General features: G+C 68.7%; 28 protein-coding genes. 22 read left to right on the top strand and 6 right to left on the bottom strand.

The window, feature by feature from the left end:
• Positions 1–8 precede the first annotated feature (8 nt).
• A complete protein-coding gene (locus tag I7X18_RS22740) occupies positions 9–455 on the top strand; it encodes an Rv2324 family transcriptional regulator (RefSeq protein ID WP_193046239.1) in 447 nt (148 codons plus the stop codon).
• Positions 456–513: 58 nt separating this feature from the next.
• The gene (locus tag I7X18_RS22735) at positions 514–1,689 is read left to right on the top strand and encodes an NAD(P)/FAD-dependent oxidoreductase (protein ID WP_193046238.1); all 1,176 of its coding nucleotides are present in this window, start codon (positions 514–516) and stop codon (positions 1,687–1,689) included.
• Between the two features lie 52 nt (positions 1,690–1,741).
• On the opposite strand, the gene I7X18_RS22730 is transcribed toward I7X18_RS22735, so the two are convergent.
• From I7X18_RS22730 to mftR, 3 genes are all read right to left on the bottom strand, one after another.
• The gene (locus I7X18_RS22730) at positions 1,742–2,995 is read right to left on the bottom strand and encodes a VOC family protein (RefSeq protein ID WP_193046237.1); all 1,254 of its coding nucleotides are present in this window, start codon (positions 2,993–2,995) and stop codon (positions 1,742–1,744) included.
• Entirely contained in the window at positions 2,992–3,510 is a 519-nt protein-coding gene (locus tag I7X18_RS22725; protein WP_193046236.1) for an RNA polymerase sigma factor, read from the bottom strand. The genes I7X18_RS22730 and I7X18_RS22725 overlap by 4 nt, the downstream gene beginning before the upstream one ends.
• A 100-nt stretch (positions 3,511–3,610) precedes the next feature.
• Positions 3,611–4,210, bottom strand: a complete 600-nt coding sequence (gene mftR, locus I7X18_RS22720) for a mycofactocin system transcriptional regulator MftR (RefSeq protein WP_193046235.1) — start codon at positions 4,208–4,210, stop codon at positions 3,611–3,613.
• A gap of 92 nt (positions 4,211–4,302) precedes the next feature.
• Here mftR and mftA point away from each other — a divergent pair, with 92 nt between their 5' ends.
• From mftA to mftG, 7 genes are all read left to right on the top strand, one after another.
• On the top strand, positions 4,303–4,398 hold the full coding sequence (mftA, locus tag I7X18_RS22715) for a mycofactocin precursor MftA (protein WP_193046234.1): 96 nt from the start codon (positions 4,303–4,305) through the stop codon (positions 4,396–4,398).
• Between the two features lie 2 nt (positions 4,399–4,400).
• Entirely contained in the window at positions 4,401–4,694 is a 294-nt protein-coding gene (gene mftB, locus I7X18_RS22710) for a mycofactocin biosynthesis chaperone MftB (protein WP_193046233.1), read from the top strand.
• Positions 4,691–5,884 (top strand): mycofactocin radical SAM maturase, encoded by a 1,194-nt coding sequence (gene mftC / locus I7X18_RS22705; RefSeq protein ID WP_193046232.1) that lies wholly within the window; start codon positions 4,691–4,693, stop codon positions 5,882–5,884. Before mftB ends, mftC begins: the two co-directional genes overlap by 4 nt.
• A 2-nt stretch (positions 5,885–5,886) precedes the next feature.
• Entirely contained in the window at positions 5,887–7,080 is a 1,194-nt protein-coding gene (gene mftD, locus I7X18_RS22700) for a pre-mycofactocin synthase MftD (RefSeq protein ID WP_193046231.1), read from the top strand.
• Positions 7,081–7,203: 123 nt separating this feature from the next.
• Positions 7,204–7,935, top strand: a complete 732-nt coding sequence (gene mftE, locus I7X18_RS22695) for a mycofactocin biosynthesis peptidyl-dipeptidase MftE (protein ID WP_193046230.1) — start codon at positions 7,204–7,206, stop codon at positions 7,933–7,935.
• Entirely contained in the window at positions 7,932–9,344 is a 1,413-nt protein-coding gene (gene mftF, locus I7X18_RS22690; protein WP_193046229.1) for a mycofactocin biosynthesis glycosyltransferase MftF, read from the top strand. Before mftE ends, mftF begins: the two co-directional genes overlap by 4 nt.
• 14 nt (positions 9,345–9,358) lie before the next feature.
• Positions 9,359–10,789 carry a mycofactocin dehydrogenase MftG gene (gene mftG, locus I7X18_RS22685; RefSeq protein ID WP_193046228.1) on the top strand — a complete coding sequence of 477 codons (1,431 nt, stop codon included), beginning with the start codon at positions 9,359–9,361 and terminating at the stop codon, positions 10,787–10,789.
• Here the strand turns inward: mftG and I7X18_RS22680 are convergent.
• Together I7X18_RS22680 and I7X18_RS22675 are read right to left on the bottom strand one after the other, a co-directional pair.
• A complete protein-coding gene (locus I7X18_RS22680; protein ID WP_193046227.1) occupies positions 10,776–11,438 on the bottom strand; it encodes an aspartate/glutamate racemase family protein in 663 nt (220 codons plus the stop codon). The two genes, mftG and I7X18_RS22680, sit on opposite strands and share 14 nt — an antisense overlap.
• 37 nt (positions 11,439–11,475) lie before the next feature.
• Positions 11,476–13,083, bottom strand: a complete 1,608-nt coding sequence (locus tag I7X18_RS22675; protein WP_193046226.1) for an MFS transporter — start codon at positions 13,081–13,083, stop codon at positions 11,476–11,478.
• Between the two features lie 90 nt (positions 13,084–13,173).
• On the opposite strand from I7X18_RS22675, the gene I7X18_RS22670 reads away from it, so the two are divergent.
• Positions 13,174–13,830 (top strand): TetR/AcrR family transcriptional regulator, encoded by a 657-nt coding sequence (locus I7X18_RS22670; RefSeq protein ID WP_193046225.1) that lies wholly within the window; start codon positions 13,174–13,176, stop codon positions 13,828–13,830.
• Here I7X18_RS22670 and I7X18_RS22665 read toward each other — a convergent pair.
• Positions 13,796–15,046 (bottom strand): cytochrome P450, encoded by a 1,251-nt coding sequence (locus I7X18_RS22665; RefSeq protein ID WP_193046224.1) that lies wholly within the window; start codon positions 15,044–15,046, stop codon positions 13,796–13,798. The genes I7X18_RS22670 and I7X18_RS22665 overlap by 35 nt on opposite strands.
• 114 nt (positions 15,047–15,160) lie before the next feature.
• Here I7X18_RS22665 and I7X18_RS22660 point away from each other — a divergent pair, with 114 nt between their 5' ends.
• The 12 genes from I7X18_RS22660 to rpsQ all read left to right on the top strand — a co-directional run bounded on the left by I7X18_RS22660 (position 15,161) and on the right by rpsQ (position 22,504).
• The gene (locus I7X18_RS22660; RefSeq protein WP_232375306.1) at positions 15,161–16,735 is read left to right on the top strand and encodes a carboxylesterase/lipase family protein; all 1,575 of its coding nucleotides are present in this window, start codon (positions 15,161–15,163) and stop codon (positions 16,733–16,735) included.
• Positions 16,736–17,073: 338 nt separating this feature from the next.
• Positions 17,074–17,379, top strand: coding sequence for a 30S ribosomal protein S10 (rpsJ, locus tag I7X18_RS22655; protein ID WP_003883485.1), 306 nt, complete (start codon positions 17,074–17,076; stop codon positions 17,377–17,379).
• Between the two features lie 12 nt (positions 17,380–17,391).
• Positions 17,392–18,045, top strand: coding sequence for a 50S ribosomal protein L3 (gene rplC / locus I7X18_RS22650; RefSeq protein WP_193046223.1), 654 nt, complete (start codon positions 17,392–17,394; stop codon positions 18,043–18,045).
• A complete protein-coding gene (gene rplD, locus I7X18_RS22645; RefSeq protein ID WP_193046222.1) occupies positions 18,045–18,707 on the top strand; it encodes a 50S ribosomal protein L4 in 663 nt (220 codons plus the stop codon). The genes rplC and rplD overlap by 1 nt, the downstream gene beginning before the upstream one ends.
• Positions 18,707–19,009: a 50S ribosomal protein L23 gene (gene rplW, locus I7X18_RS22640; RefSeq protein ID WP_193046221.1), complete on the top strand. Its 303-nt coding sequence runs from the start codon at positions 18,707–18,709 to the stop codon at positions 19,007–19,009. The genes rplD and rplW overlap by 1 nt, the downstream gene beginning before the upstream one ends.
• 32 nt (positions 19,010–19,041) lie before the next feature.
• Positions 19,042–19,878 (top strand): 50S ribosomal protein L2, encoded by an 837-nt coding sequence (rplB, locus tag I7X18_RS22635; RefSeq protein ID WP_193046220.1) that lies wholly within the window; start codon positions 19,042–19,044, stop codon positions 19,876–19,878.
• A gap of 21 nt (positions 19,879–19,899) precedes the next feature.
• Positions 19,900–20,181, top strand: a complete 282-nt coding sequence (gene rpsS, locus I7X18_RS22630) for a 30S ribosomal protein S19 (protein WP_003892827.1) — start codon at positions 19,900–19,902, stop codon at positions 20,179–20,181.
• Positions 20,178–20,672 carry a 50S ribosomal protein L22 gene (gene rplV / locus I7X18_RS22625; RefSeq protein WP_193046219.1) on the top strand — a complete coding sequence of 165 codons (495 nt, stop codon included), beginning with the start codon at positions 20,178–20,180 and terminating at the stop codon, positions 20,670–20,672. Before rpsS ends, rplV begins: the two co-directional genes overlap by 4 nt.
• The gene (rpsC, locus tag I7X18_RS22620) at positions 20,672–21,535 is read left to right on the top strand and encodes a 30S ribosomal protein S3 (protein WP_193046218.1); all 864 of its coding nucleotides are present in this window, start codon (positions 20,672–20,674) and stop codon (positions 21,533–21,535) included. Before rplV ends, rpsC begins: the two co-directional genes overlap by 1 nt.
• Before the next feature lie 2 nt (positions 21,536–21,537).
• Positions 21,538–21,954 (top strand): 50S ribosomal protein L16, encoded by a 417-nt coding sequence (gene rplP / locus I7X18_RS22615; RefSeq protein ID WP_193046217.1) that lies wholly within the window; start codon positions 21,538–21,540, stop codon positions 21,952–21,954.
• Positions 21,954–22,187 carry a 50S ribosomal protein L29 gene (gene rpmC / locus I7X18_RS22610; protein ID WP_193046216.1) on the top strand — a complete coding sequence of 78 codons (234 nt, stop codon included), beginning with the start codon at positions 21,954–21,956 and terminating at the stop codon, positions 22,185–22,187. Before rplP ends, rpmC begins: the two co-directional genes overlap by 1 nt.
• A complete protein-coding gene (gene rpsQ, locus I7X18_RS22605) occupies positions 22,187–22,504 on the top strand; it encodes a 30S ribosomal protein S17 (protein ID WP_193046215.1) in 318 nt (105 codons plus the stop codon). Before rpmC ends, rpsQ begins: the two co-directional genes overlap by 1 nt.
• Positions 22,505–22,587: the final 83 nt, after the last annotated feature.

The raw sequence follows: 22,587 nt of genomic DNA, 5'->3' as shown, positions 1-22,587 counted from the left end.
GGAGGATCATGGACCGGTTGGACGACACCGACGAACGCATCCTCGCCGAACTGGCCGAGCATGCGCGCGCCACCTTTGCCGAGATCGGGCAACGGGTGAACCTGTCGGCCCCCGCCGTCAAGCGGCGGGTGGACCGCATGCTCGACGACGGCGTGATCCGCGGCTTCACCACCGCGGTGGACCGCAACGCCGTCGGCTGGAACACCGAGGCGTACGTACAGGTGTTCTGCCACGGCACGATTGCGCCGGAACGCCTCCGCGCGGCCTGGATCGACATCCCGGAGGTGGTCAGCGCCGCGACGGTGACCGGCACCGCCGACGCGATCCTGCACGTGCTCGCCCGCGATATGCGCCACCTCGAGGAAGCGTTGGAACGTATCCGTTCCAGCGCGGACATCGAGCGCAGTGAGAGCATCGTGGTGCTGTCCAACCTCATCGAGCGCGCGCATCCGTGAGTAACCGGAATCACAGGGTGGCGTACCGATCGGGCACCCCATCGTGTAGAACCACCTCGTGAGCACTTCAGGTGGCATCGTCATCGTCGGCGGCGGCCTCGCGGCGGCCCGCACGGCCGAACAACTGCGGCGTTCCAATTACCCCGGCCCCGTCACGATCGTCAGCGACGAGGACCATCTGCCCTACGACCGGCCTCCGCTGTCGAAGGAAGTGCTGCGCAGCGAAACCGACGACGTGACGCTCAAGCCGGCGGAGTTCTACCAGGAGAACGACATCACCGTGCTGCTCGGCGCGGGTGCGGCCACCCTGGACACCGCGGCGCGGACGCTCACCCTGACCGACGGCCGCGTGATCGGTTACGACGAGCTGGTGATCGCGACCGGGTTGGTGCCCAAGCGGATTCCGTCCATTCCCGATCTGCCCGGCGTCCACGTCCTGCGATCGTTCGGCGAGAGCCTCAAGCTGCGCGAGGAGGCCGCTTCGGCGCGGCGCGCCGTGGTGATCGGTGCCGGGTTCATCGGCTGCGAGGTCGCCGCGAGCCTGCGCAAACTCGGTGTCGACGTGGTGCTCGTAGAACCCCAACCCGCGCCGCTGGCGTCGGTGCTCGGCACGCAGATCGGTGAGCTGGTGGCCCGCCTGCACCGCGCCGAAGGCGTCGACGTGCGGTGCGGGGTCGGGGTGAGCGAGGTCCGCGGAGAGGGCAGGGTGCAGGCCGTCGTGTTGTCCGACGGCACCGAGGTCGACGCCGACATCGTGGTGGTCGGCATCGGCTCCCGCCCGGCCACCGACTGGCTCGACGGCAGCGGCATCGTGCTCGACAACGGCGTGCTGTGTGATGCCGAAGGGCGGTCCAGCGCACCGCACGTGTGGGCGATCGGCGACGTCGCGTCGTGGCTAGACACCGTCGGAAACCAAGTGCGCGTGGAGCACTGGAGCAATGTCGCCGACCAGGCGCGGGTGCTGGTGCCCGCGATGCTCGGACAGGACATCCCCGGTGTGGTCTCGGTGCCGTACTTCTGGAGTGACCAGTACGACGTCAAGATCCAGTGCCTGGGAGAGCCCGAGGCCGACGACACCGTGCACATCGTCGAGGACGACGGCCGCAAATTCCTGGCGTACTACGAGCGCGACGGCGTGGTCGCCGGTGTGGTCGGAGGCGGGATGCCCGGCAAGGTGATGAAGACCCGCAGCAAGATCGCCAACGGCGCACCGATCAGCGACGTGCTCGGGTAGCGATTCGGGCGCGCCAACATACGCTGAGCGCACGGGAGCGCGCCGAAATCGCTCAGAACTGGCCCAGGTAGAAGCGGGCGCCCTGGTCGTCGACGCATTCGGCCATCAGGCCGTAGGGCTGACGGGACGGCGACTGCAGCACCGAACCGCCGGCCTCCCGGACCAGGCGCACCGCGTCGTCGATGTCGGCGACGGTCCACATCGGCACGGTCACCGACCGCGCGCTGCTCCCGGCCATACCCGCCATCGGATGGGCGCCCTCGACCTGCCAACCGTCCTCGACCCGGCCGGTCTCGAACGTCCAGGACAGCACCCGGTGGTAGAAGTCCCGGAACACTGCGGAGTCGGCCACCTCGTAGGTGATGTAGGACAGTTCGCCGGGGCCGCTGCCGTTGAGCGCGGGCCGGGGCGTCGGACGTGACGGGGTGAACACCGCGAAGGCGTTGCCCAGCGGATCGGTGGCGTCCAGCGTCGTCCCGAAGTCGTGTTCGACTGTGGCACCGAGTGTTCCGCCCGAGGCGGTGATGGACTGCCGCGCCTCGTCGAGGTCGTCGACGGCGTAGCAGCAGAACAGCGTGGCCTGTCCGTCTCCGGGGAAGATGCCGGTGGGCAGCGCGGTGTTGGTGACCTGCCGAGTGGCCGGATCGTAGGTCCAGCCCAGGACATGGCCGTAGAACGTCGCCGCGCGCTCGGTATCGGCGGTCCACAGGGACACGTAGCCGACGTCGCCGTGCCGAATCGGCGTGAACCCGCCGGTGAGCGGTCCGGACAGCATCCACCGGTGCCCGAACGGGTCGACGATCGCCGCGGTGCGCGACCCGTGGGCGTCGTAGGGTTCGCGCTGCACGCGGGCGCCGGACTCGCGGGCCCGCCGCAACGCCGCGTCGGTATCGTCGACCTGCAGCATCAGGCTGACCGAGACGTGTTCTGGCACAGGCGCTCTCAACCCGATCTCCGGGAACTCGTCGGCCAGGTAGAGCAGACCGCCCGCCAGCGCGAGTTCGGCGTGGCCGATGCGTCCGTCGTCCATCACGATCGGCTCGCCGACCAGCGTCGCGCCGAACGCCTCGACGTACCAGTCGACGGCCGCGCGGGCATCGGCGACGGCCAGGTAGGGCAGTGCGGCCGGGCGCGGGAGCGCAGCCGGCGCCACATCGGTGTCAGTCATGTCGACTCCTTCGGTTCGGTTGGGCAATCTCAGCGCCGACTCCAGCCGCGCGCGCAACCGCGCCGCGAACGCCGGGTCGGGGTGAACCGGAAGCTCGTCGCCGTGCAGGACCCACAGCGGGTCCGCGTTGTCGTTCACGGCGTGCCTCCTTCCGGGTACTGCGAGCGGAATGCGCGACGGGCCCGCACCAGCAGCGCCTCGGTGGCGTGCACCGTCCGGCCGATCAGCTCGGCGCATTCGGGGACCGAACGGCCGTCCAGATAGCGCAGCGACAGCACCGTCCGGTGCTGTTCGGGCAGCCGCGCCAGCACACTCTCGGCGACGATCCGGTCGAGTTCGGCGTCCCAGTCGTCGACCGGGTCGCTGGGTTCGGGCACCTCGGAGACCGGCACGGTGTGCCGGTCATGGCGGCGGCGGTAGTGGTCTGCCAACTTGTGCCGCGCCACCCCGATCAGCCACGGCAGGCTGATCGACGAGGCGGCGCCCCGCCGGGCGGCATCCATCGCCGCCAGGAAGGTCTCCGACGTCAGGTCCTCGGCGGTTCCACGGTCCGGACAGCGCCTGACGAAGTAGCCGTACACCGTCGGCAGGGCGTCGTCGTAGAGCGCCAGCAGGGTCCGCGGAGCGTCGTCACCGTCCGATTCGCCGCTCACACCTCAATCGTCGCCGTTCGGACCCGAACTCCGACGCCCTTCGGCGAAGCGATTTCGGTGTGCGCAGTCGCGGTGAGCGCGACCCACCACGCCGAAATCGCTAATGGAGGGCGTGCAGGCCGTTGCGCACCGTGTCGAAAGCGTCGCCGAGCGCCTGCGTGAGCGACACCGCCTCGTCGGCCAGCCACTGCTCGTAGGCCGACAGCGCCACGCCGAGCATCGTCCACGCCACGGTCTGCGGCACCAGATCCTGCCCCTTGACACCCATCCGACGGGCCACGAACCCGGCGACGACAGCCCGCCACCCGGCGTACATCGTCATCGAATACGCCTGCAGCGCATCGGTTTGCAGAATGACCCGCATCCGTTGTCGATGGCGGGCGGTCTCCGCGGCGTCGAATTCGTTGAACGCCAGCAGGGCGGCCCGTAGCGCATCGTCGATCGGAACGTCGGGGTCCACACCGTCGAACAGGTGGCGCATGTGGTCGAGATGCGCGTCGAAGTCGCCCCACGGAATCGCGCTCTTCGAGGAGTAGTAGCGGAACACCGTGCGCCGGGCGATACCGGCGGCGGCGGCGACATCGTCGACGCTGACCTCGTCGAACCCGCGGGCGGCGAACAATTCGAGCGCGACGTCGGTGATGTGGTCCTGGGTGGTGGAGCGGCGCCGACCCACGCGAGCCGCGGAATCCTGCCGCATGGAACTCACCCTTCCGTTCTGGCACTCGATGCCATATCGTAGGCGACCTAGGTCACACTCCAGTGGACCCTACGCGACGAAAGGCAGTGCTCATGGAGCCCGATCAGCACACCGAAGCAGACACCGAACTCGTCACCGAGACGCTCGTCGAAGAGGTCTCGATCGACGGGATGTGCGGGGTCTACTGACCGTGACGGCGCCTGTCGCGTTCGACCCCGATCTGCGGTGGAGGCTGCACAGCCAGGTGGCGGTGCGGCCTGAACCGTTCGGGGCGCTGCTCTACCACTTCGGGACCCGCAAGCTGTCGTTCCTGAAGAACCGCACGATCGTCGACGTGGTGAACTCGCTCGCCGAGCATCGCGACGCCCGCTCCGCCTGCCGCGCAGCCGGTATCGACGATGCGCAACAGGCGCCGTACCTGCACGCCCTCGGCGTGCTCGTCCAATCCAAGATGCTCGTCTGCGAGGAGAAACCCGCACCATGACTTCCGTTGCGCCGGTCCCGCGCCTGGTCGAGCAGTTCGAGCGTGGCCTCGATGCGCCGATCTGCCTGACGTGGGAGCTGACCTACGCCTGCAACCTGGCGTGCGTGCACTGCCTGTCCTCGTCGGGCAAACGCGATCCGCGCGAGCTCTCCACGCAGCAGTGCAAGGACATCATCGACGAGCTCGAGCGCATGCAGGTGTTCTACGTCAACATCGGCGGCGGGGAACCCACTGTGCGACCGGACTTCTGGGAGCTGGTCGACTACGCGACCGCACACCACGTCGGAGTGAAGTTCTCCACCAACGGTGTGCGCATCACGCCGGAGGTCGCCGCCAAACTCGCGGCCAGTGACTACGTCGACGTGCAGATCTCGCTGGACGGTGCGACCGCCGAGATCAACGACGCGGTCCGCGGCCCCGGCTCGTTCGCGATGGCCGAGCGCGCCCTGGAGAACCTGGCCGCCGCGGGCTTCAAGGACGCCAAGATCTCGGTCGTCGTCACCCGTCACAACGTCGGGCAGCTCGACGACTTCGCCGCGCTGGCGAGCCGCTACGGCGCGACGCTGCGGATCACCCGGCTGCGCCCGTCGGGCCGCGGCGCCGACGTGTGGGACGACCTGCACCCCACTGCCGAGCAGCAGGTGCAGCTGTACAACTGGCTGGTCGCCAAGGGTGAGCGGGTGCTGACCGGCGACTCGTTCTTCCACCTCTCCGGGCTGGGGGAACCGGGCGCGCTGGCCGGGCTCAACCTGTGCGGTGCGGGCCGGGTGGTTTGCCTCATCGACCCGGTGGGTGACGTCTATGCCTGCCCGTTCGCCATCCACGACAAGTTCCTGGCCGGAAACATTCTGTCGGACACAGGTTCTGGGGCTGGGTTTCAGAACGTCTGGCAGAACTCCGAACTGTTCCGCGAACTGCGTGAACCGCAGTCGGCGGGGGCCTGCAGTGGCTGCGGGCACTACGACGCCTGCCGCGGCGGATGCATGGCCGCGAAGTTCTTCACCGGCCTCCCGCTCGACGGGCCCGACCCGGAGTGCGTGCAGGGGTTCGGTGCGCCGGCGCTGACGGTCGACCGCGTCAAGCCCAAGCCCAGCGGCGACCACTCGCGGGGGACCAAGCAGCAGGGCCCGATCCCGTTGAAACTGTTGACCAAGCCGCCCGCTCGGCTGTGTGACGAAAGCCCGGTGTGATCATGGCCCGCGATACCTGGTTCGAAACCGTCGCCATCGCCCAGCAACGGGCGAAGAAACGGCTACCCAAGTCGGTGTACTCCTCGCTGATCTCCGCCAGCGAGAAGGGGGTGACGGTCTCCGACAACGTGGAGTCCTTCTCCGAGCTCGGCTTCGCCCCGCACGTCGTCGGCGCTGCCGCGAAGCGCGATCTGTCGACAACGGTCATGGGGCAAGAGATTTCGATGCCGGTCATGATCTCGCCGACCGGTGTGCAGGCCGTCGACCCCGACGGCGAGGTCGCGGTCGCGCGTGCGGCCGCCGCCCGCGGCACCGCGATGGGGTTGTCCTCGTTCGCGAGCAAGCCGATCGAAGAGGTCATCGCCGCCAACCCGAAGCTGTTCTTCCAGATCTACTGGCTGGGGGGACGGGAGGCGATCCTGGAGCGGGCGCTTCGCGCCAAGGAAGCCGGTGCGGTAGGGCTGATCGCCACGACCGACTGGAGCTTCTCCCATGGCCGGGACTGGGGCAGCCCGGCGATTCCCGAACAGATGAACCTCAAGACGATGTTGAGGATGTCGCCCGAGGTGCTCACGAAGCCGCGTTGGCTGTGGGATTTCGGGAAGACGCTGAGCCCGCCTGACCTGCGGGTGCCCAACCAGGCGCGCCGCGGCGAGCCCGGCCCGCCGTTCTTTCAGGCCTACGGAGAGTGGATGGGCACCCCGCCGCCCACCTGGGAGGACATCGCATGGTTGCGTGAGCGGTGGGACGGCCCGTTCATGCTCAAGGGCATCGTGCGCGTCGACGACGCGAAACGTGCTGTCGACGCCGGTGTTTCAGCGATCTCGGTGTCCAACCACGGCGGTAACAATCTCGATGGGACCCCGGCAGCCATCCGTTGCCTGCCCGCGGTCGCCGATGCGGTGGGCGACCAGATCGAGGTCCTGCTCGACGGCGGGATCCGCCGCGGCAGCGACGTGGTCAAGGCCTTGGCCCTCGGTGCCCGCGCGGTGATGATCGGCCGGGCGTACCTGTGGGGGCTCGCCGCCAACGGCCAGGCCGGTGTGGAGAACGTCCTGGACATCCTGCGCGGTGGCATCGATTCGGCATTGATGGGGCTCGGGCGCGCCTCGATTCATGATCTGGGGCCGAGCGACATCCTGGTGCCGCCGGGGTTCACCCGCGCCCTGGGTGTTCCGGGTGGCGACGACGCGTAAGAGCCTGACCCTCCGCTGTGACGCAGGGGACGGACGGTGCTGGCGGGGTGGCGGGCGGCGCGGTAGCCGGTCTGCTTCGGAAAATCAATCGAAGCCCATGCGCGAACAAGTGGCGCACGCCAGGTGAATTCGGCTTACCATCGGCGGGTGGCTTTTCCCAGCGAGCTTGGGAACTCGACGTCGAGGCAGCTGCGCGACACATCGACGGCGTTGATCGTTCCCGTAGGTTCCACCGAACAGCATGGACCCCACTTGCCGCTGGACACCGACACCCGCATCGCCACCGCGGTCGCCCGCGAAGTCGCGCACTCGCTGGCGCCGTCGTGGTCGCTCGCGCCTGCCGTCGGCTACGGCGCCAGCGGTGAGCACGAGAGTTTCCCCGGCACGATCTCGATCGGTACCGCCGCCCTGCGCCTGCTGCTGGTCGAATTCGGCCGATCCGCGTCGAACTGGGCGTCGCGGGTGGTGTTCGTCAACGGCCACGGGGGTAACGCGGAGGCGCTCGCGGGCGCGACCGCCCTGCTGCGCTACGAGGACCGCGACGTCGCCTGGTGTCCGTGCGTCGCGAAGGACTCCGATGCGCACGCGGGCCACACCGAAACGTCCGTACTGCTTTACATCTCGCCGGGCGACGTACACATCGACCACTGGCAGCGCGGCAACACCGCCCCGCTGCGCGAGCTGATGCCACAGCTCCGTCAGGGTGGTGTGGCGGCCGTCAGCGAGGTGGGCGTGCTCGGAGACCCCACCACCGCGACCGGCACCGACGGCGCCCGGTTGTTCGGTGAAATGGTGCAGCAGTGCGCCGACCGGATCGCGCGCTGGGCGCCGGACAGCAACGGGATGCTGCGATGACCGGGCCGCGCCTGCCGAACGGCTTTGCCGTACAGGTCGACCGGCGCGTCAAGGTGCTCGGCGAAGGAGCTGCACTCCTCGGCGGCTCACCCACCCGGCTGCTGCGGCTGGCGCCCGCCGCCCAGACCATGCTCAGCGGTGGCCGCCTCGAGGTGCACGACGCCCAGAGCGCACAGCTGGCCCGCACCTTACTCGACGCCACCGTCGCTCATCCGCGGCCCGCGGGCGGACCCTCGCATCGCGACGTGACCATCGTCATCCCGGTGCGCGACAACCTGTTTGGACTGCAGCGCCTCGTCGCGTCGTTACGCGGCCTACGGGTCATCGTCGTGGACGACGGATCGGCGGTGCCGGTCGAGCGACGTGACCTGGCCGGTGTGCACTGCGATGTGCAGCTGATCCGGCACGACGTCAGCAGGGGGCCCGCGGCCGCCCGCAATACCGGTGCCGCCGCGAGCGCCACCGACTTCGTCGCCTTCCTCGACTCCGACGTCGTCCCGCGCCGCGGATGGCTCGAGGCGTTGCTGGGGCACTTCTGCGACCCAATGGTGGCGCTGGTGGCGCCCCGCATCGTCGGGCTGCGCACCGCCGACAACCCGGTGGCCCGCTACGAAGCCGTGCGCTCGTCGCTGGACCTCGGTCAGCGGGAGGCGCCGGTGGTGCCCTACGGCCCGGTGTCCTATGTGCCGAGCGCCGCGATCATCTGCCGCCGGCGCATGCTGGACGACATCGGCGGCTTCGACGAGACGATGCGCTCGGGCGAGGACGTCGACCTGTGCTGGCGGCTGGTGGAGGCCGGCGCCCGGTTGCGCTACGAGCCGATCGCGCTCGTGGCACACGACCACCGCACCGAACTCGGGCAGTGGTTCTCCCGCAAAGCCTTCTACGGTGAGTCCGCGGCCCCGCTGTCGGTCCGCCATCCCGGTAAGACGGCCCCGCTGGTGATCTCGGGCTGGACGCTGGTGGTCTGGGTGCTGATGGCGATGGGCACCTGCGTCGGCTACCTGGCGTCGGTGATCGCCGCCGGCCTGACGGCGCGACGGGTGGCCAGCGCCCTGCGCAGCGTCGAAACCCAACCCAGACAGGTGGCCGCCATCGCCGCCCACGGATTGTGGTCGGCGGCGCTGCAACTGGCGTCGGCGATCTGCCGGCACTACTGGCCGATCGCCCTGTTGGCCGCGGTGCTGTCCCGCCGCTGTCGGCAGGCGGTGCTGATCGCCGCGGTGGTCGACGGTGTCGTGGACTGGGCAGCACGTCGCGGCAACACCGACGACGACACCAGACAGGTCGGGTTGCTGACCTATGTGCTGTTGCGCCGGCTCGACGACATCGCCTACGGGCTGGGGCTGTGGACCGGGGTGGTGCGCGAACGACACCTCGGTGCGCTCAAACCGCAGATCCGAACGTAAAGGCCGAGTTGTCTGTGCGCAGTGACGTGCTGATCGTCGGTGCCGGCAGCGCCGGATCCGTGCTGGCCGAACGACTTTCCGCTGACCCGCGGTGCCGAGTGACCGTGGTGGAGGCCGGGCCCGCCCCGTCCGACCCGCGGGTGGCCCAGCAGATCAACGACGGGCTGAGGCTGCCGATCGGCACCGCCAGTTCGGTGGTCCGGCACTATCTGACAACGCTCACCGACGCACCGCCCCGCCGCATGCAGATCACGCGCGGTGCGGTCGTCGGCGGCTCGGGGGCGGTCAACGGCGGATACTTCTGCCGCGGGCTGCCCGCCGACTTCGACGGGTGGCAGCTCCCCGGGTGGACGTGGCGCGACGTGCTCCCGCACTTCCGGGCGATCGAGACGGACCTGGATTTCGGCGGGCCGTTGCACGGTGCGGACGGCCCCATCAACGTCCGGCGAGTCAGTGACTTCGATGGGTGCACTGCGTCTTTCGTCGCCGCAGCCCGTGGCGCGGGCCATCGGTGGGTCGAGGATCTCAGCGGATTCGACGCGGATGTGCCTGCCGCCGGGGTGGGTGCCGTGCCGCTGAACATCGACAGCGGGACCCGGGTGGGACCGGGCGGCGCGTTCCTGCTGCCCGCGCTCGAGCGCGACAACGTCGACCTGTTGCCCGATACGAGGGTCATGCGTGTGCGCATCGCTCAGGGCCGTGCCGTGGCGGCCGAGTGCGTGGGCCCCGCGGGGAGGTTCACCGTGACCGCGGATCGGATCGTGTTGTCCGCAGGGGCGATCGGCAGCGCGCAACTGCTGATGGTCTCGGGTATCGGGCCGGTGAAGACGTTGCGGGAGTTGGGTATTCGGGTGTGGGCCGACCTGCCCGTCGGCGCGTCGACTTCCGACCATCCCGAATGGGTGATACCGGTGGGCTGGACGCCCACCCATGATCTGCCGCCGCTGGAGGCAGTGCTCACCACCGAGGATGGGCTCGAAATCCGGCCGTACACAGCAGGGTTCGGCGCGATGGTGCATGGACCCGGCCACGACCCCGCTGAGAGTCCGCACATCGGCGTCGCGCTGATGCGGCCCCGGTCCAGGGGCCGGGTCACCGTCGCGTCGGCCGATCCGCTCGTCCCTCCGGTGATCGACCATCGCTACGACAGCGAGCCCGCGGATGTGGCCGACCTCGCCGCGGGAGCCGAGCTGGCCTACGACATCGCCAGTGGCACAGTGACAACGGGTGAACCGTCATGGTCGACATCGCAGCATCTGGCCGGTACCGCACCGATGGGTAGCGACGACGATCCGCGGGCGGTGCTCGACGCACAGTGCCGGGTCCGCGGCGTCGACGGTCTGTGGGTGGTGGACGGTTCGGTGATGCCCGCCCTCACCAGTCGCGGCCCGCATGCGACGATCGCGATGATCGGGCACCGGGCCGCGGAGTTCATCGCGGGCTGAGCGGTTCGAGCGCCTCGGCGAGGCGCGTGGCCGCGGCGACGCCGTCGACCACCGGTACGCCCAACCGCCGCGACAGCGGCTCGGCGAAGCGGGCCATCGCCGCACAGCCGAGCACGATCGAGCCGCTGCCGTCGGTCCGCAGCGCGTGCGCACACAGTTCGGCGATCGGTTCGATCGTGGCCGGGTCGGAGTCGATCCGGAGGACGGGGATGTCGCAGGCGTACACGCCCAGGCACGCACCGGGGGTGTAGGTCTTCGCGAGCTGCCAGCCACGGGGCACCGTCGCCGACATCGACGTAACCACCGAGAAGGTGCCCGCGAGCAGTGCGGCGGCGTGCATGGCGGCCTGGGCGATGCCGAGGACCGGTGCGCCGAGCAGGCTTCGTGCCTCGTCGAGGCCGGGATCGCCGAAGCAGGCGATCACGTAGGCGTCGGGTCGGTCCTGCTCGCGCTGCGCCGCCGTCTGTAGGACATCGAGCAGGTGTGGGACGCAACGGAGTTCGTCGGCGTCGTTCTCGATGCTGGCCGGCCCGTCGGCGGGGTTGGCGGACTCGACGACGGTGGTGGGGCGCGCCACCGCTGCGGCGCCCGCGGCAATAGCGGCCGTCATCGACTCCGTCGTGTTGGGGTTGACCAGGAGCAGGCGCACGAAGCCAGGTTAGTGGCGGAGGCGCACCGGCGCCGGATCAGGACCGGTGCCGGGCGACGTTGCGGGCGCGTGCTCGCCCGCTGAGCCGACGCACGATGCGCAACTGCTGTCCGTCGCGGCCCGGCGCCCAGATGGCGACGAACACCGCCGCCACCGCGACGACGGCGGCGATGGCGAACAACGACGAATCCATCGCCTGCAGGAATGCGGACTCGGCGAGATCGGCCAACTGGGCGCCCTGGGGGCCCATCTTCTCGGAGATCTCCAGCGCCTCCGCCGGCGAGTCCGTCGCCGGACCGCGAATCTCCGGTGGGAAAGCGCTCAGGCCCGGTGACAGGGCATCGGCGTACTGAGCGGCGAAGATCGATCCCGCCACCGCGATGCCGAGCGCGGCGCCGATTTCGCGGGTGGCGTCGTTGACAGCTGAGGCGACACCCTGTTTGTCGTCGGGAACCGCTCCCATGATGGCCGATGTCGTTGGGGCGGTGCACAAGCCGATACCCGTGCTCATGACGAGCATCGGCCAGGTCAGATCCCAGAACGAGGAGCCGTTTTCGAGCAGTTGCATGAACAACAGACCGGCCGACAGGATGAGCAGACCGCTGAACACCGTGAGCCGCAACCCCATTCGAGGCAGATACCAGGGAGTCAGCACACCGAAGACGAGCAGCGGTGCGGCAAGGGGTGCGATGGCGACGGCTGTGCGCAGCGGCGTGTAACCCATCACCAGCTGGATGTACTGGATGACCACGAAGAAGAAGCCGAAGTTGGCGAAGAACAGGAGGGTGACACCCACTGCGCCGGTGGCGAAGTCGGGCCTGCCGAACAATCGCACATCCAGCAGCGGAAATCGGCGGCGTAGCTCCACGAACCCGAAGACCACCGCGAGGACCACGCCGACGGCTATACAGATCAGTACTCCGGGATCGGTCCATCCGCGGGCAGGCGCCTCGATGACGCCGAAGACGAAAACCGCCACCGCCGCGCCGATGAGGCCGGCGCCCCACCAGTCCAGGGGCGCCGCGTCCGTCTCGCGTGACGACGGGACCGTACAGGTGAGCACGATCATCGCTGCGCCGGCGATCGCGAAGGCCCAGAAGATCGACTGCCACGACCAGAAGTTCAGGAGCAGACCCGAGCCGAGGAACCCGATCACGGTGGCGGAGCCGGCGACGGCCGCCCAGATTCCCACTGCCTTGTTGCGTTCGGACTTGGGATAGGCCGCCGTCAACAGCGACAGCGTTGCCGGCATCACGAAGGCGGCGCCCGCGCCGGCGACGGCACGGGCCAGGATGATCTGCGTAGGGCTGTCGAACATCAGCGGGGCGACCGAGGCCACCGAGAAGATGGCCAGGCCGATCAGCAGCGCGCCGCGTCGGCCATAGCGGTCGCCGACGGCGCCGGCAGGCAGGAGAAGGCAGGCAAGCACCAGGGTGTACCCGTCGACCACCCACGTCAGCTGCGTCTGGGTGGCGGAGGTCGCGATCGCGATATCGCTGAGCGCGGTGTTCAGCCCGATCATCGATGAGATGACGAGGGAGACGCCCATACACGCCACGACGAGCAACCAGACGCGCCGTCCCTTGCTCAACGCGGCCAGGCTCGGATCGGTGGGTTGCTCGGGCCGGGCGAGAGTATCGGCCATGCGGCTCTCCTGGGCTCGGTGTCTTTTCGAGACTATCGGTCTCGGAGCTAGACGAATAGTCTTGTTACCCGCTGGGAGATGATGTAAACGATGACCGATGTCAACGGCGACCCCCGTCCGGCCCGTTCGCGGGCGCGTCTGCTCGAGGCGGCGACCACGCTGCTGCGGTCCGGCGGCCCCAGCGCGGTGACGATCGACGCGGTCACCCGCAGCGCGAACGTCGCCCGCGCGACGCTGTACCGGCACTTCGCCAGTGCCAACGATCTGCTGGCGGCGGCGTTCCAGGGGCTGCTGCAGCCTGCGCCGATGCCACCGGCCGAGGGCAGCCTGCGCGAACAGCTGATCGCCGTCGTGGTCGGCTGGGCGGATGCGATCCGGGAGGTGCCGACCACGCTGGCCGCGATGACGTGGCTCGCCTCCGGACCCGACCTGGGCCCGTGGGCCGAGGTGCGCGAGGCCGAGACCGGGGGAGCGGTCGGCTCACTGCGCGAGCGGATCCTGCAGTCGTACTCGGCGCCGTTCGACGCGATCTTCGACGGCCCGGCGGCCGGCGACCTGCACCTCGACGAGAAGGACCGCCTCCTGGCGATCGCCCTGCTCATCGGGCCGCTGATCCTGGGCCGGCTGAGCACGCTGGCCGATTTCGACTACCACGCGTGCGCCGAAGCGGCCGTGGACGGCTTCCTCGCCACGCACGTCCGCCAGGGCGGTCTCAGCGCAACGAATACCGGATCGGCAGGTGCTTGAGCCCGCCGACGAAGGTGGTCGCCGACAGCTCGGGCGTGCCCGCCAGCTCGATGTGGTCCAGGCGCGGCAAGAGCTCGGTGAACAGGCTGTTCATCTCCATCCGGGCGAGTGCGGCGCCGAGACAGAAGTGCACTCCGTAGCCGAAGGACAGGTGCTTGTTCGGGTCGCGTCCCACGTCGAAGCGGAACGGTTCGTCGAAGATCTCGTCGTCCCGATTCGCCGAAACGTAAGCGAGATAGACGGATTCGCCCTTCGCGATCGGCACGCCGCGAACCGTGGTGTCCTCGGCGGCGGTGCGCATGAACTCCTTGACGGGGGTGGACCAGCGGATCATCTCCTCCACCGCGGTCCCCATCAGGCCCGGATCGTTCTGGAGGCGCTGCAGTTCACCGGGATTCTCGATGAGTGCGAGCAGACCGCCCGAGATCGCGTCCTTGGTGGTGTCGTGGCCGGCGCTGGCGACGATCACGTAGTACGAGGCCGTGTCGACCTCGGACACTGGTTCGCCGTCGATCGCGCCGTTCGCGATCGCCGATGCGAGGTCGTCGGTCGGATTCGCCCGCCGGGATGCGGTCAGCTGCGAGAAATAGGAGAAGAAGTCGAGTAGCACCGCCATCTGCTCTTCGGGAGTGGTGCCGCGTTTGTACTCCTCGTCGTCGCCACCGAACATCTCCTGGGTCAGCGAGTGCATGCGACCGAAATCCTCTTCGGGCAGGCCGAGCAGCGACATGATCACGTACAGCGGGAAGTTGACCGCGATCTCGGTGACGAAGTCGCACTCCGGACCGATGTCGCGCATCCGGTCCACGTAGCGCTCGGCGAGTTCGTCGACGCGCACCTTGAGGTCACGCATCGCCTTGGGCCGGAACCAGTCCGCGCCGATCGCACGCACCTTGCGGTGGTGCGGATCGTCCATGTGGATCAGCGTGCGCAGGCCCATACCGGCCTCGAGGTGCGCCTTGGCCAGATCGTCGGCCTGTGCGGTGGAAAGCAGCGGGCGGGGTTCGGACAGGAACAGGTCGTTGGCCCGCTCGATCGCCATGATGTCGGCGTGTTTGGTGATCGCCCAGAACGGCCGGTAGGGCGGGTTGTCCACCCAGGCCACCGGGTTGGTGGCCCGCAGATGGGTCAGCGCCGCGTGCAGTCGCTGGTCGTCGGCGTAAGCCGTCGGATCGGCCAGCACCTTGGCGGCGTCGTCCATCGTCGGCGTGCTCATAGGTACTCCTTCGCAGCAACTTGACAGGTGTCAAAATGCATCTTATGTGACTCGCGCCACGTTGTGCCACAAACCGTGACATTCCCTCACGCCGTCGATCACTAGGCTCGCGGTGTGCGATACGTCCACGCCCTCGGCTGGGCGCTCGCAGTGGTCCTGCTCGCCGCGTGCACCAGGGGGGACGGGGGCGCGACCACCCCGACACCCGCCGACCCGGCCGTGGTGCACACGGTCTCCGGTGCGCTGCGCGGAGTGGTCGCGGACGACCATCGACTGTTCGCCGGCATTCCCTACGCGGCCCCGCCCGTGGGTCCGCTGCGCTGGCGCCCGCCCGCCCCCGCACCGGAGTGGAACGGGGAGCGGCAGGCCACCCGGTCTGGCCCGCGCTGCCTGCAGGACCCGGCCAGCGATCCGGAGTTCGGCAGGCAGACCGACGAGGACTGCCTGACGCTCAACGTCTGGACCCCACCTGCGTCGAGCGAGAAACGGCCGGTGATGGTCTGGATCCACGGCGGCGCGTTCGTCAGCGGCAACGCCGGTATGTACGACGCCCGCTGGCTGGCCGCGCGCGGTGACATCGTCGTCGTCACCGTCAACTACCGGCTCGGCACGGTCGGCTTCCTGGCGCATCCGGCCCTGGGGGCGCCCGGCGACGTCGGCAACTACGGGCTGGCCGACCAGCAGGCCGCGCTGCGCTGGGTGCGTGACAACATCGCCGACTTCGGCGGCGACCCGCAGAAGGTCACCGTCGCAGGCGAGTCGGCCGGCGGGATGTCGGTGTGCGACCACCTCGTCGCCCCGGGCTCGGTCGGCCTGTTCCGCGCCGCGATCATCCAGAGCGGTCCCTGCCAGACGCAGGCCGCGCTGCCCGTGGCCGAACAGCGCAGTCTCGACTACGCCGCGGACGCCGGCTGCCCCGATCCGGTCACCGCCGCCGCGTGCCTGCGCGCGCTGCCCGCCGACAAATTGCGCAAACCCGTGTGGTTCGTCGGTATCGGCGCCAACGACCTGACCGGGCCGGTCACCGGGACCGCCGCGCTGCCGGTCGACCCCGTGAGCGCCTTCGCCGACGGGAAAGCGGCGCGGGTGCCGGTGCTCATCGGGACCAACCGCGACGAGTTCACACTCTTCGTCGCGCTGAGCTACCTGCAGCGCGGCGACCGCTACCTGCCCGAGGAGTACCCCGGCCTGCTGGCCGACACCTTCGGCGCGAACGCCGCGCAGGTCGGCGCGCGCTATCCGGTCGACCGCTACGGCAGCGTCGCGCTCGCCTATGCGGCGGCGGTGACCGACGGCGAGTTCGCCTGCATCGCCGACCGGATCGCCGCGGACCTCGCCGGCCGGTCGCCGGTCTACGCCTACGAGTTCAACGACCGCCAGGCGCCGGCCCCCGAACCGCTGCGGACCCTGCCGTTCCCGGTCGGCGCCAGCCACTCACTCGAGCTGCGCTACCTGTTCGACGTCGGCGGGGCGCCGCCACTGTCGCCGGAGCAGCAGACGCTGTCCGACCAGATGATCGACTACTGGAGTGCCTTCGTCACCTCAGGTGTCCCGTCGGCCTCGGACGCCCCGGACTGGCCGGAGTTCGGCGACGGCTCCTATCTGTCGCTGCAACCCGACGGCAGCCGGGTCACGACGGGCTTCGCCGAGGAGCACGGCTGCGCGTTCTGGTCGGGTCTGCGAAACTGAGGGTCGTGACCTGGACCGCGAGGGCCCGTCACGCCGATCGGCGGGGGTTGTCCAGGGATTTGGATAGGGCACGATCGTCAGGCATACTGTTCGGGTTGCCTTGAGCCGGGTCGGTGCCTGTTCGGACCGCCCCGCGAAGGCATCCGACCGGCGCCCATACGGGCGCATCGGTCCCACCTCTCGAGTGTGTCGGATTTCCGCCGCAATCGAGTGCGCGTAGGGCGACACACCCGACCGCGGGGGCCGGTGGACCACAGACAGGTAAACAGCGGCGGCAACAGCCAACCGCGCTGGGTTCGCCCAGCGCGGGCCATAAGCAGGAGTGAGGTAGGAACAGCGTGGCGGGACAAAAGATCCGCATCAGGCTCAAGGCCTACGACCACGAGGCGATCGACGCCTCGGCGCGCAAGATCGTGGAGACGGTCACCCGTACCGGTGCCAGCGTGGTGGGCCCCGTGCCGCTGCCGACCGAGAAGAACGTGTACTGCGTCATCCGCTCACCGCACAAGTACAAGGACTCGCGGGAGCACTTCGAGATGCGTACTCACAAGCGGTTGATCGACATCCTCGACCCGACGCCGAAGACCGTTGACGCGCTCATGCGCATCGACCTTCCGGCCAGCGTCGACGTGAATATCCAGTAGGAGACCCTAGAAATGGCACGTAAAGGCATTCTGGGCACCAAGCTGGGCATGACGCAGGTGTTCGACGAGAACAACAGGGTCGTGCCGGTGACGGTCGTCAAAGCCGGCCCCAACGTGGTGACCCGGATCCGTACCCCCGAGCGCGACGGCTACAGCGCGGTGCAGATCGCCTATGGCGAGATCAGCCCCCGCAAGGTCACCAAGCCGGTGACCGGTCAGTTCGCCGCCGCAGGCATCAACCCGCGTCGCCACCTCGCCGAGCTCCGGCTCGAGGACGAGTCGGCCACCGCGGACTACGAGGTCGGCCAGGAACTCACGGCTGAGGTCTTCGCCGAGGGCGCCTTCGTCGACGTCACCGGGACCAGCAAGGGCAAGGGCTTCGCCGGCACCATGAAGCGCCACGGCTTCAAGGGTCAGGGCGCCAGCCACGGTGCGCAGGCAGTGCACCGCCGTCCCGGTTCCATCGGTGGCTGCGCCACCCCCGGCCGGGTGTTCAAGGGCACCCGCATGTCGGGCCGGATGGGCAGCGACCGCGTGACGACGCAGAACCTCGTGGTGCACAAGGTCGACGCCGCCAACGGCGTGCTGTTGATCAAGGGCGCCATCCCCGGCCGCAACGGTGGACTCGTGATGGTCCGCAGCGCAATCAAGCGAGGCGAGAAGTAATGGCAACCACAATTGAGGTCAAGACGCCGGCAGGCACCACCGACGGTTCCGTCGAGCTGCCCGCCGAGCTGTTCGACGTCGAGGCCAACATCGCGCTGATGCACCAGGTGGTCACCGCACAGTTGGCCGCCAAGCGTCAGGGCACGCACTCGACCAAGACCCGCGGTGAGGTCTCCGGCGGCGGCAAGAAGCCGTACCGCCAGAAGGGCACCGGCCGCGCGCGTCAGGGTTCGACCCGTGCGCCGCAGTTCACCGGCGGTGGCGTGGTGCACGGCCCGCAGCCGCGCGACTACAGCCAGCGCACCCCGAAGAAGATGATCGCCGCCGCCCTGCGCGGGGCGCTCTCGGACCGGGCGCGCAACGGCCGCATTCACGCGGTCACCGAACTGGTGGAGGGGCAGACCCCGTCGACCAAGGGCGCCAAGGCGTTCCTGTCGTCGCTTCTGTCCGAGCGCACGGCTGGGAACAACAAGGTCCTGATCGTCATCGGCCGCACCGATGACACCAGCGTCCGCAGCGTGCGCAACCTGCCCGGCGTGCACATCATCTCGCCGGATCAGCTCAACACCTACGACGTGCTCAAGGCCGACGACGTGGTGTTCAGCGTCGAGGCGCTGAACGCTTACATCTCGGCGAACAGCAAGCAGGAGGTAACGGCCTGATGGCAACCGTGACGGATCCCCGCGACATCATCCTGGCGCCGGTCATCTCCGAGAAGTCCTACGGGCTGATCGAGGACAACGTCTACACGTTCGTCGTGCACCCGGACTCGAACAAGACCCAGATCAAGATCGCTGTCGAGAAGATCTTCAAGGTCAAGGTCGATTCGGTGAACACGGCCAACCGGCAGGGCAAGCGCAAGCGCACCCGCTCCGGGTACGGCCAGCGCAAGAGCACCAAGCGCGCCATCGTCACCCTGGCCGCCGGCAGTAAGCCGATCGATCTGTTCGGAGCACCGGCCTGAGCCGGGCGAGAAGCTAGAGAGACTTAATAGAAATGGCAATTCGCAAGTACAAGCCGACGACCCCGGGTCGCCGCGGTGCCAGCGTCTCCGATTTCGCCGAGATCACTCGCTCGACCCCGGAGAAATCGCTGGTCCGCCCGCTGCACGGTAAGGGCGGACGTAACGCACACGGTCGGATCACCACCCGGCACAAGGGCGGTGGCCACAAGCGCGCCTACCGCGTGATCGACTTCCGTCGCCACGACAAGGACGGCGTCGACGCCAAGGTCGCACACATCGAGTACGACCCGAACCGCACCGCGAACATCGCACTGCTGCATTACCTGGACGGCGAGAAGCGCTACATCATCGCGCCGCAGGGACTCAAGCAGGGCGCGGTCGTGGAGTCGGGCGCCAACGCCGACATCAAGCCGGGCAACAACCTGCCGCTGCGCAACATCCCGTCCGGCACCGTCATCCACGCTGTGGAGCTGCGGCCCGGTGGTGGCGCGAAGCTCGCCCGCTCGGCGGGTGTCAGCGTCCAGCTGCTGGGCAAGGAAGGCGCCTACGCGACGCTGCGTATGCCGTCGGGTGAGATCCGCCGCGTCGACGTGCGCTGCCGCGCCACCGTCGGCGAGGTCGGCAACGCCGAGCAGGCGAACATCAACTGGGGTAAGGCCGGCCGTATGCGGTGGAAGGGCAAGCGCCCGACCGTCCGTGGTGTCGTGATGAACCCGGTCGACCACCCGCACGGCGGTGGTGAGGGTAAGACCTCCGGTGGCCGTCACCCGGTCAGCCCGTGGGGTAAGCCCGAGGGTCGTACCCGCAAGAACAAGCCGAGCGACAAGCTCATCGTCCGACGCCGGCGCACCGGCAAGAACAAGCGCTAGGCCGGGGAAGGAACTTTAGCGATGCCACGCAGCCTGAAGAAAGGCCCGTTCGTCGACGACCATCTCCTCAAAAAGGTGGACGTCCAGAACGAGAAGAACACCAAGCAGGTCATCAAGACCTGGTCGCGTCGGTCGACCATCATCCCCGACTTCATCGGGCACACCTTTGCGGTTCACGACGGCCGCAAGCACGTGCCGGTGTTCGTCACCGAGGCGATGGTCGGGCACAAGCTGGGCGAGTTCGCCCCCACCCGCACCTTCAAGGGTCACATCAAGGATGACCGGAAGAGCAAGAGGCGATGAGTACGACCATCGAATATCCGTCAGCGACGGCAGTCGCCCGCTACGTCGGCATCTCGGCGAGCAAGGCCCGCCGCGTCATCGATCTGGTCCGCGGCAAGAGCGTCGAGGAAGCCCTCGACATCCTGCGGTGGGCGCCTCAGCAGGCCAGTGAGCCGGTCGCCAAGGTGATCGCCAGTGCTGCGGCCAACGCGCAGAACAACGATGGCCTCGACCCGGCGACGCTGGTGGTCGCGACCATCCACGCCGATGAGGGCCCGACCGCCAAGCGCATCCGTCCGCGTGCCCAGGGGCGTGCGTTCCGGATCCGCAAGCGCACCAGCCACATCACCGTGATCGTGGAGAGCCGTCCCCCCCGTGAGCGTCGCCGCGGTGGTGCGGCCGAGCCTGCCGGCGGTGCACGCGCGCGTCGCGCCCAGGGCAGCAAGGCCAAGACCGCCGCAGCCGCCACGACCACTGAAGCTTCGGAAGAGGCGAAGGGAGGCTCGCAGTAGTGGGCCAGAAGATCAACCCCCACGGCTTCCGCCTCGGTATCACGACCGACTGGAAGTCCCGGTGGTACGCAGACAAGCAGTACAAGGACTACGTCAAGGAAGACGTGGCGATCCGGAGGCTCCTGGCCACCGGTCTCGAGCGCGCCGGTATCGCCGACGTGGAGATCGAACGCACCCGCGACCGGGTCCGCGTCGACATCCACACCGCACGTCCGGGCATCGTGATCGGCCGTCGTGGCACTGAGGCCGACCGGATCCGCGCCGACCTGGAGAAGCTGACCAAGAAGCAGGTCCAGCTCAACATCCTCGAGGTGAAGAGCCCGGAGTCGGTGGCTCAGCTCGTCGCCCAGGGTGTTGCCGAGCAGCTGTCCAACCGTGTGGCGTTCCGTCGCGCGATGCGCAAGGCGATCCAGTCGGCGATGCGTCAGCCGAACGTCAAGGGCATCCGCGTGCAATGCTCCGGCCGCCTCGGTGGCGCCGAGATGAGCCGCTCGGAGTTCTACCGCGAAGGCCGGGTGCCGCTGCACACGCTGCGCGCCGACATCGACTACGGCCTCTACGAGGCCAAGACCACCTTCGGCCGGATCGGCGTGAAGGTCTGGATCTACAAGGGCGACATCGTCGGCGGCAAGCGTGAGCTGACCGCCGCCGCGCCCGCGGGTGCCGACCGCCCGCGCCGTGAGCGTCCGTCGGGCACCCGCCCGCGCCGCAGCGGTGCGTCGGGTACCACGGCGACCAGCACTGACGCCGGGCGTGCCGCCAGCGGCACCGCGCCTGCGGGCAGTGTCGCGGCCAACGCGGAGGCGCCGGCAGCGGCCGACGCCGTGGCGGCCGAGTCCACCACAGAGAATTCAGGGAGCTAAGCATGCTGATCCCTCGTAAGGTCAAGCACCGCAAGCAGCATCACCCCAGACAGCGCGGCATTGCCAGCGGTGGCACGTCGGTGAGCTTCGGTGACTACGGCATCCAGGCGCTCGAGCACGCCTACATCACCAACCGGCAGATCGAGTCCGCTCGTATCGCCATCAACCGGCACATCAAGCGTGGCGGCAAGGTGTGGATCAACATCTTCCCGGACCGTCCGCTGACCAAGAAGCCCGCCGAGACCCGCATGGGTTCGGGTAAGGGTTCGCCGGAGTGGTGGGTGGCCAACGTCAAGCCCGGCCGTGTGCTGTTCGAGCTGAGCTACCCCGACGAGAAGATCGCGCGGGACGCACTGACCCGCGCAATCCACAAGTTGCCGATCAAGGCGCGCATCGTGACCAGAGAGGAGAACTTCTGATGGCAGTGGGAGTATCGCCTGGTGAACTGCGCGAGCTGACCGACGACGAGTTGATCGAGCGGGTGCGTGAGTCGAAGGAAGAGCTGTTCAACCTGCGCTTCCAGATGGCCACCGGTCAGCTGTCCAACAACCGTCGGCTCCGCACGGTGCGACAGGAGATTGCGCGCGTGTACACCGTGCTGCGCGAACGTGAACTGGGTCTGGCCTCCGGACCCGCCGGTGAGGAATCGTGATGGCAGAGAACACAACTGACAAGAGCACTTCGGCTGGCCCGAAGCACACCCCGCGCACCGAGAAGCCGCGCGGCCGTCGCAAGACCGCCATCGGCTACGTGGTGAGCGACAAGATGCAGAAGACCATCGTGGTCGAGCTGGAATCCCGCAAGAGCCACCCGCTCTACGGCAAGATCATCCGGACCACCACGAAGGTCAAGGCCCATGACGAGAACGGCGACGCCGGCGTCGGCGACCGCGTCTCGCTGATGGAGACCCGACCGCTGTCGGCCACCAAGCGGTGGCGGCTGGTCGAGGTCCTCGAAAAGGCCAAGTAACACCGCCACACTCTTCGGCGTCACGACTGCCCACCGCCTCGTGCGGTGGGCAGTGGTGTTTCCGGGCTCCGATCGAAATTGTG

The sequence above is a fragment of the Mycolicibacterium baixiangningiae genome, from assembly GCF_016313185.1.
Taxonomy (GTDB): domain Bacteria; phylum Actinomycetota; class Actinomycetes; order Mycobacteriales; family Mycobacteriaceae; genus Mycobacterium; species Mycobacterium baixiangningiae.
The sequence above is the reverse complement of the archived record's forward strand: the minus strand, read 5'-3'. Positions and strand labels throughout refer to the sequence as shown.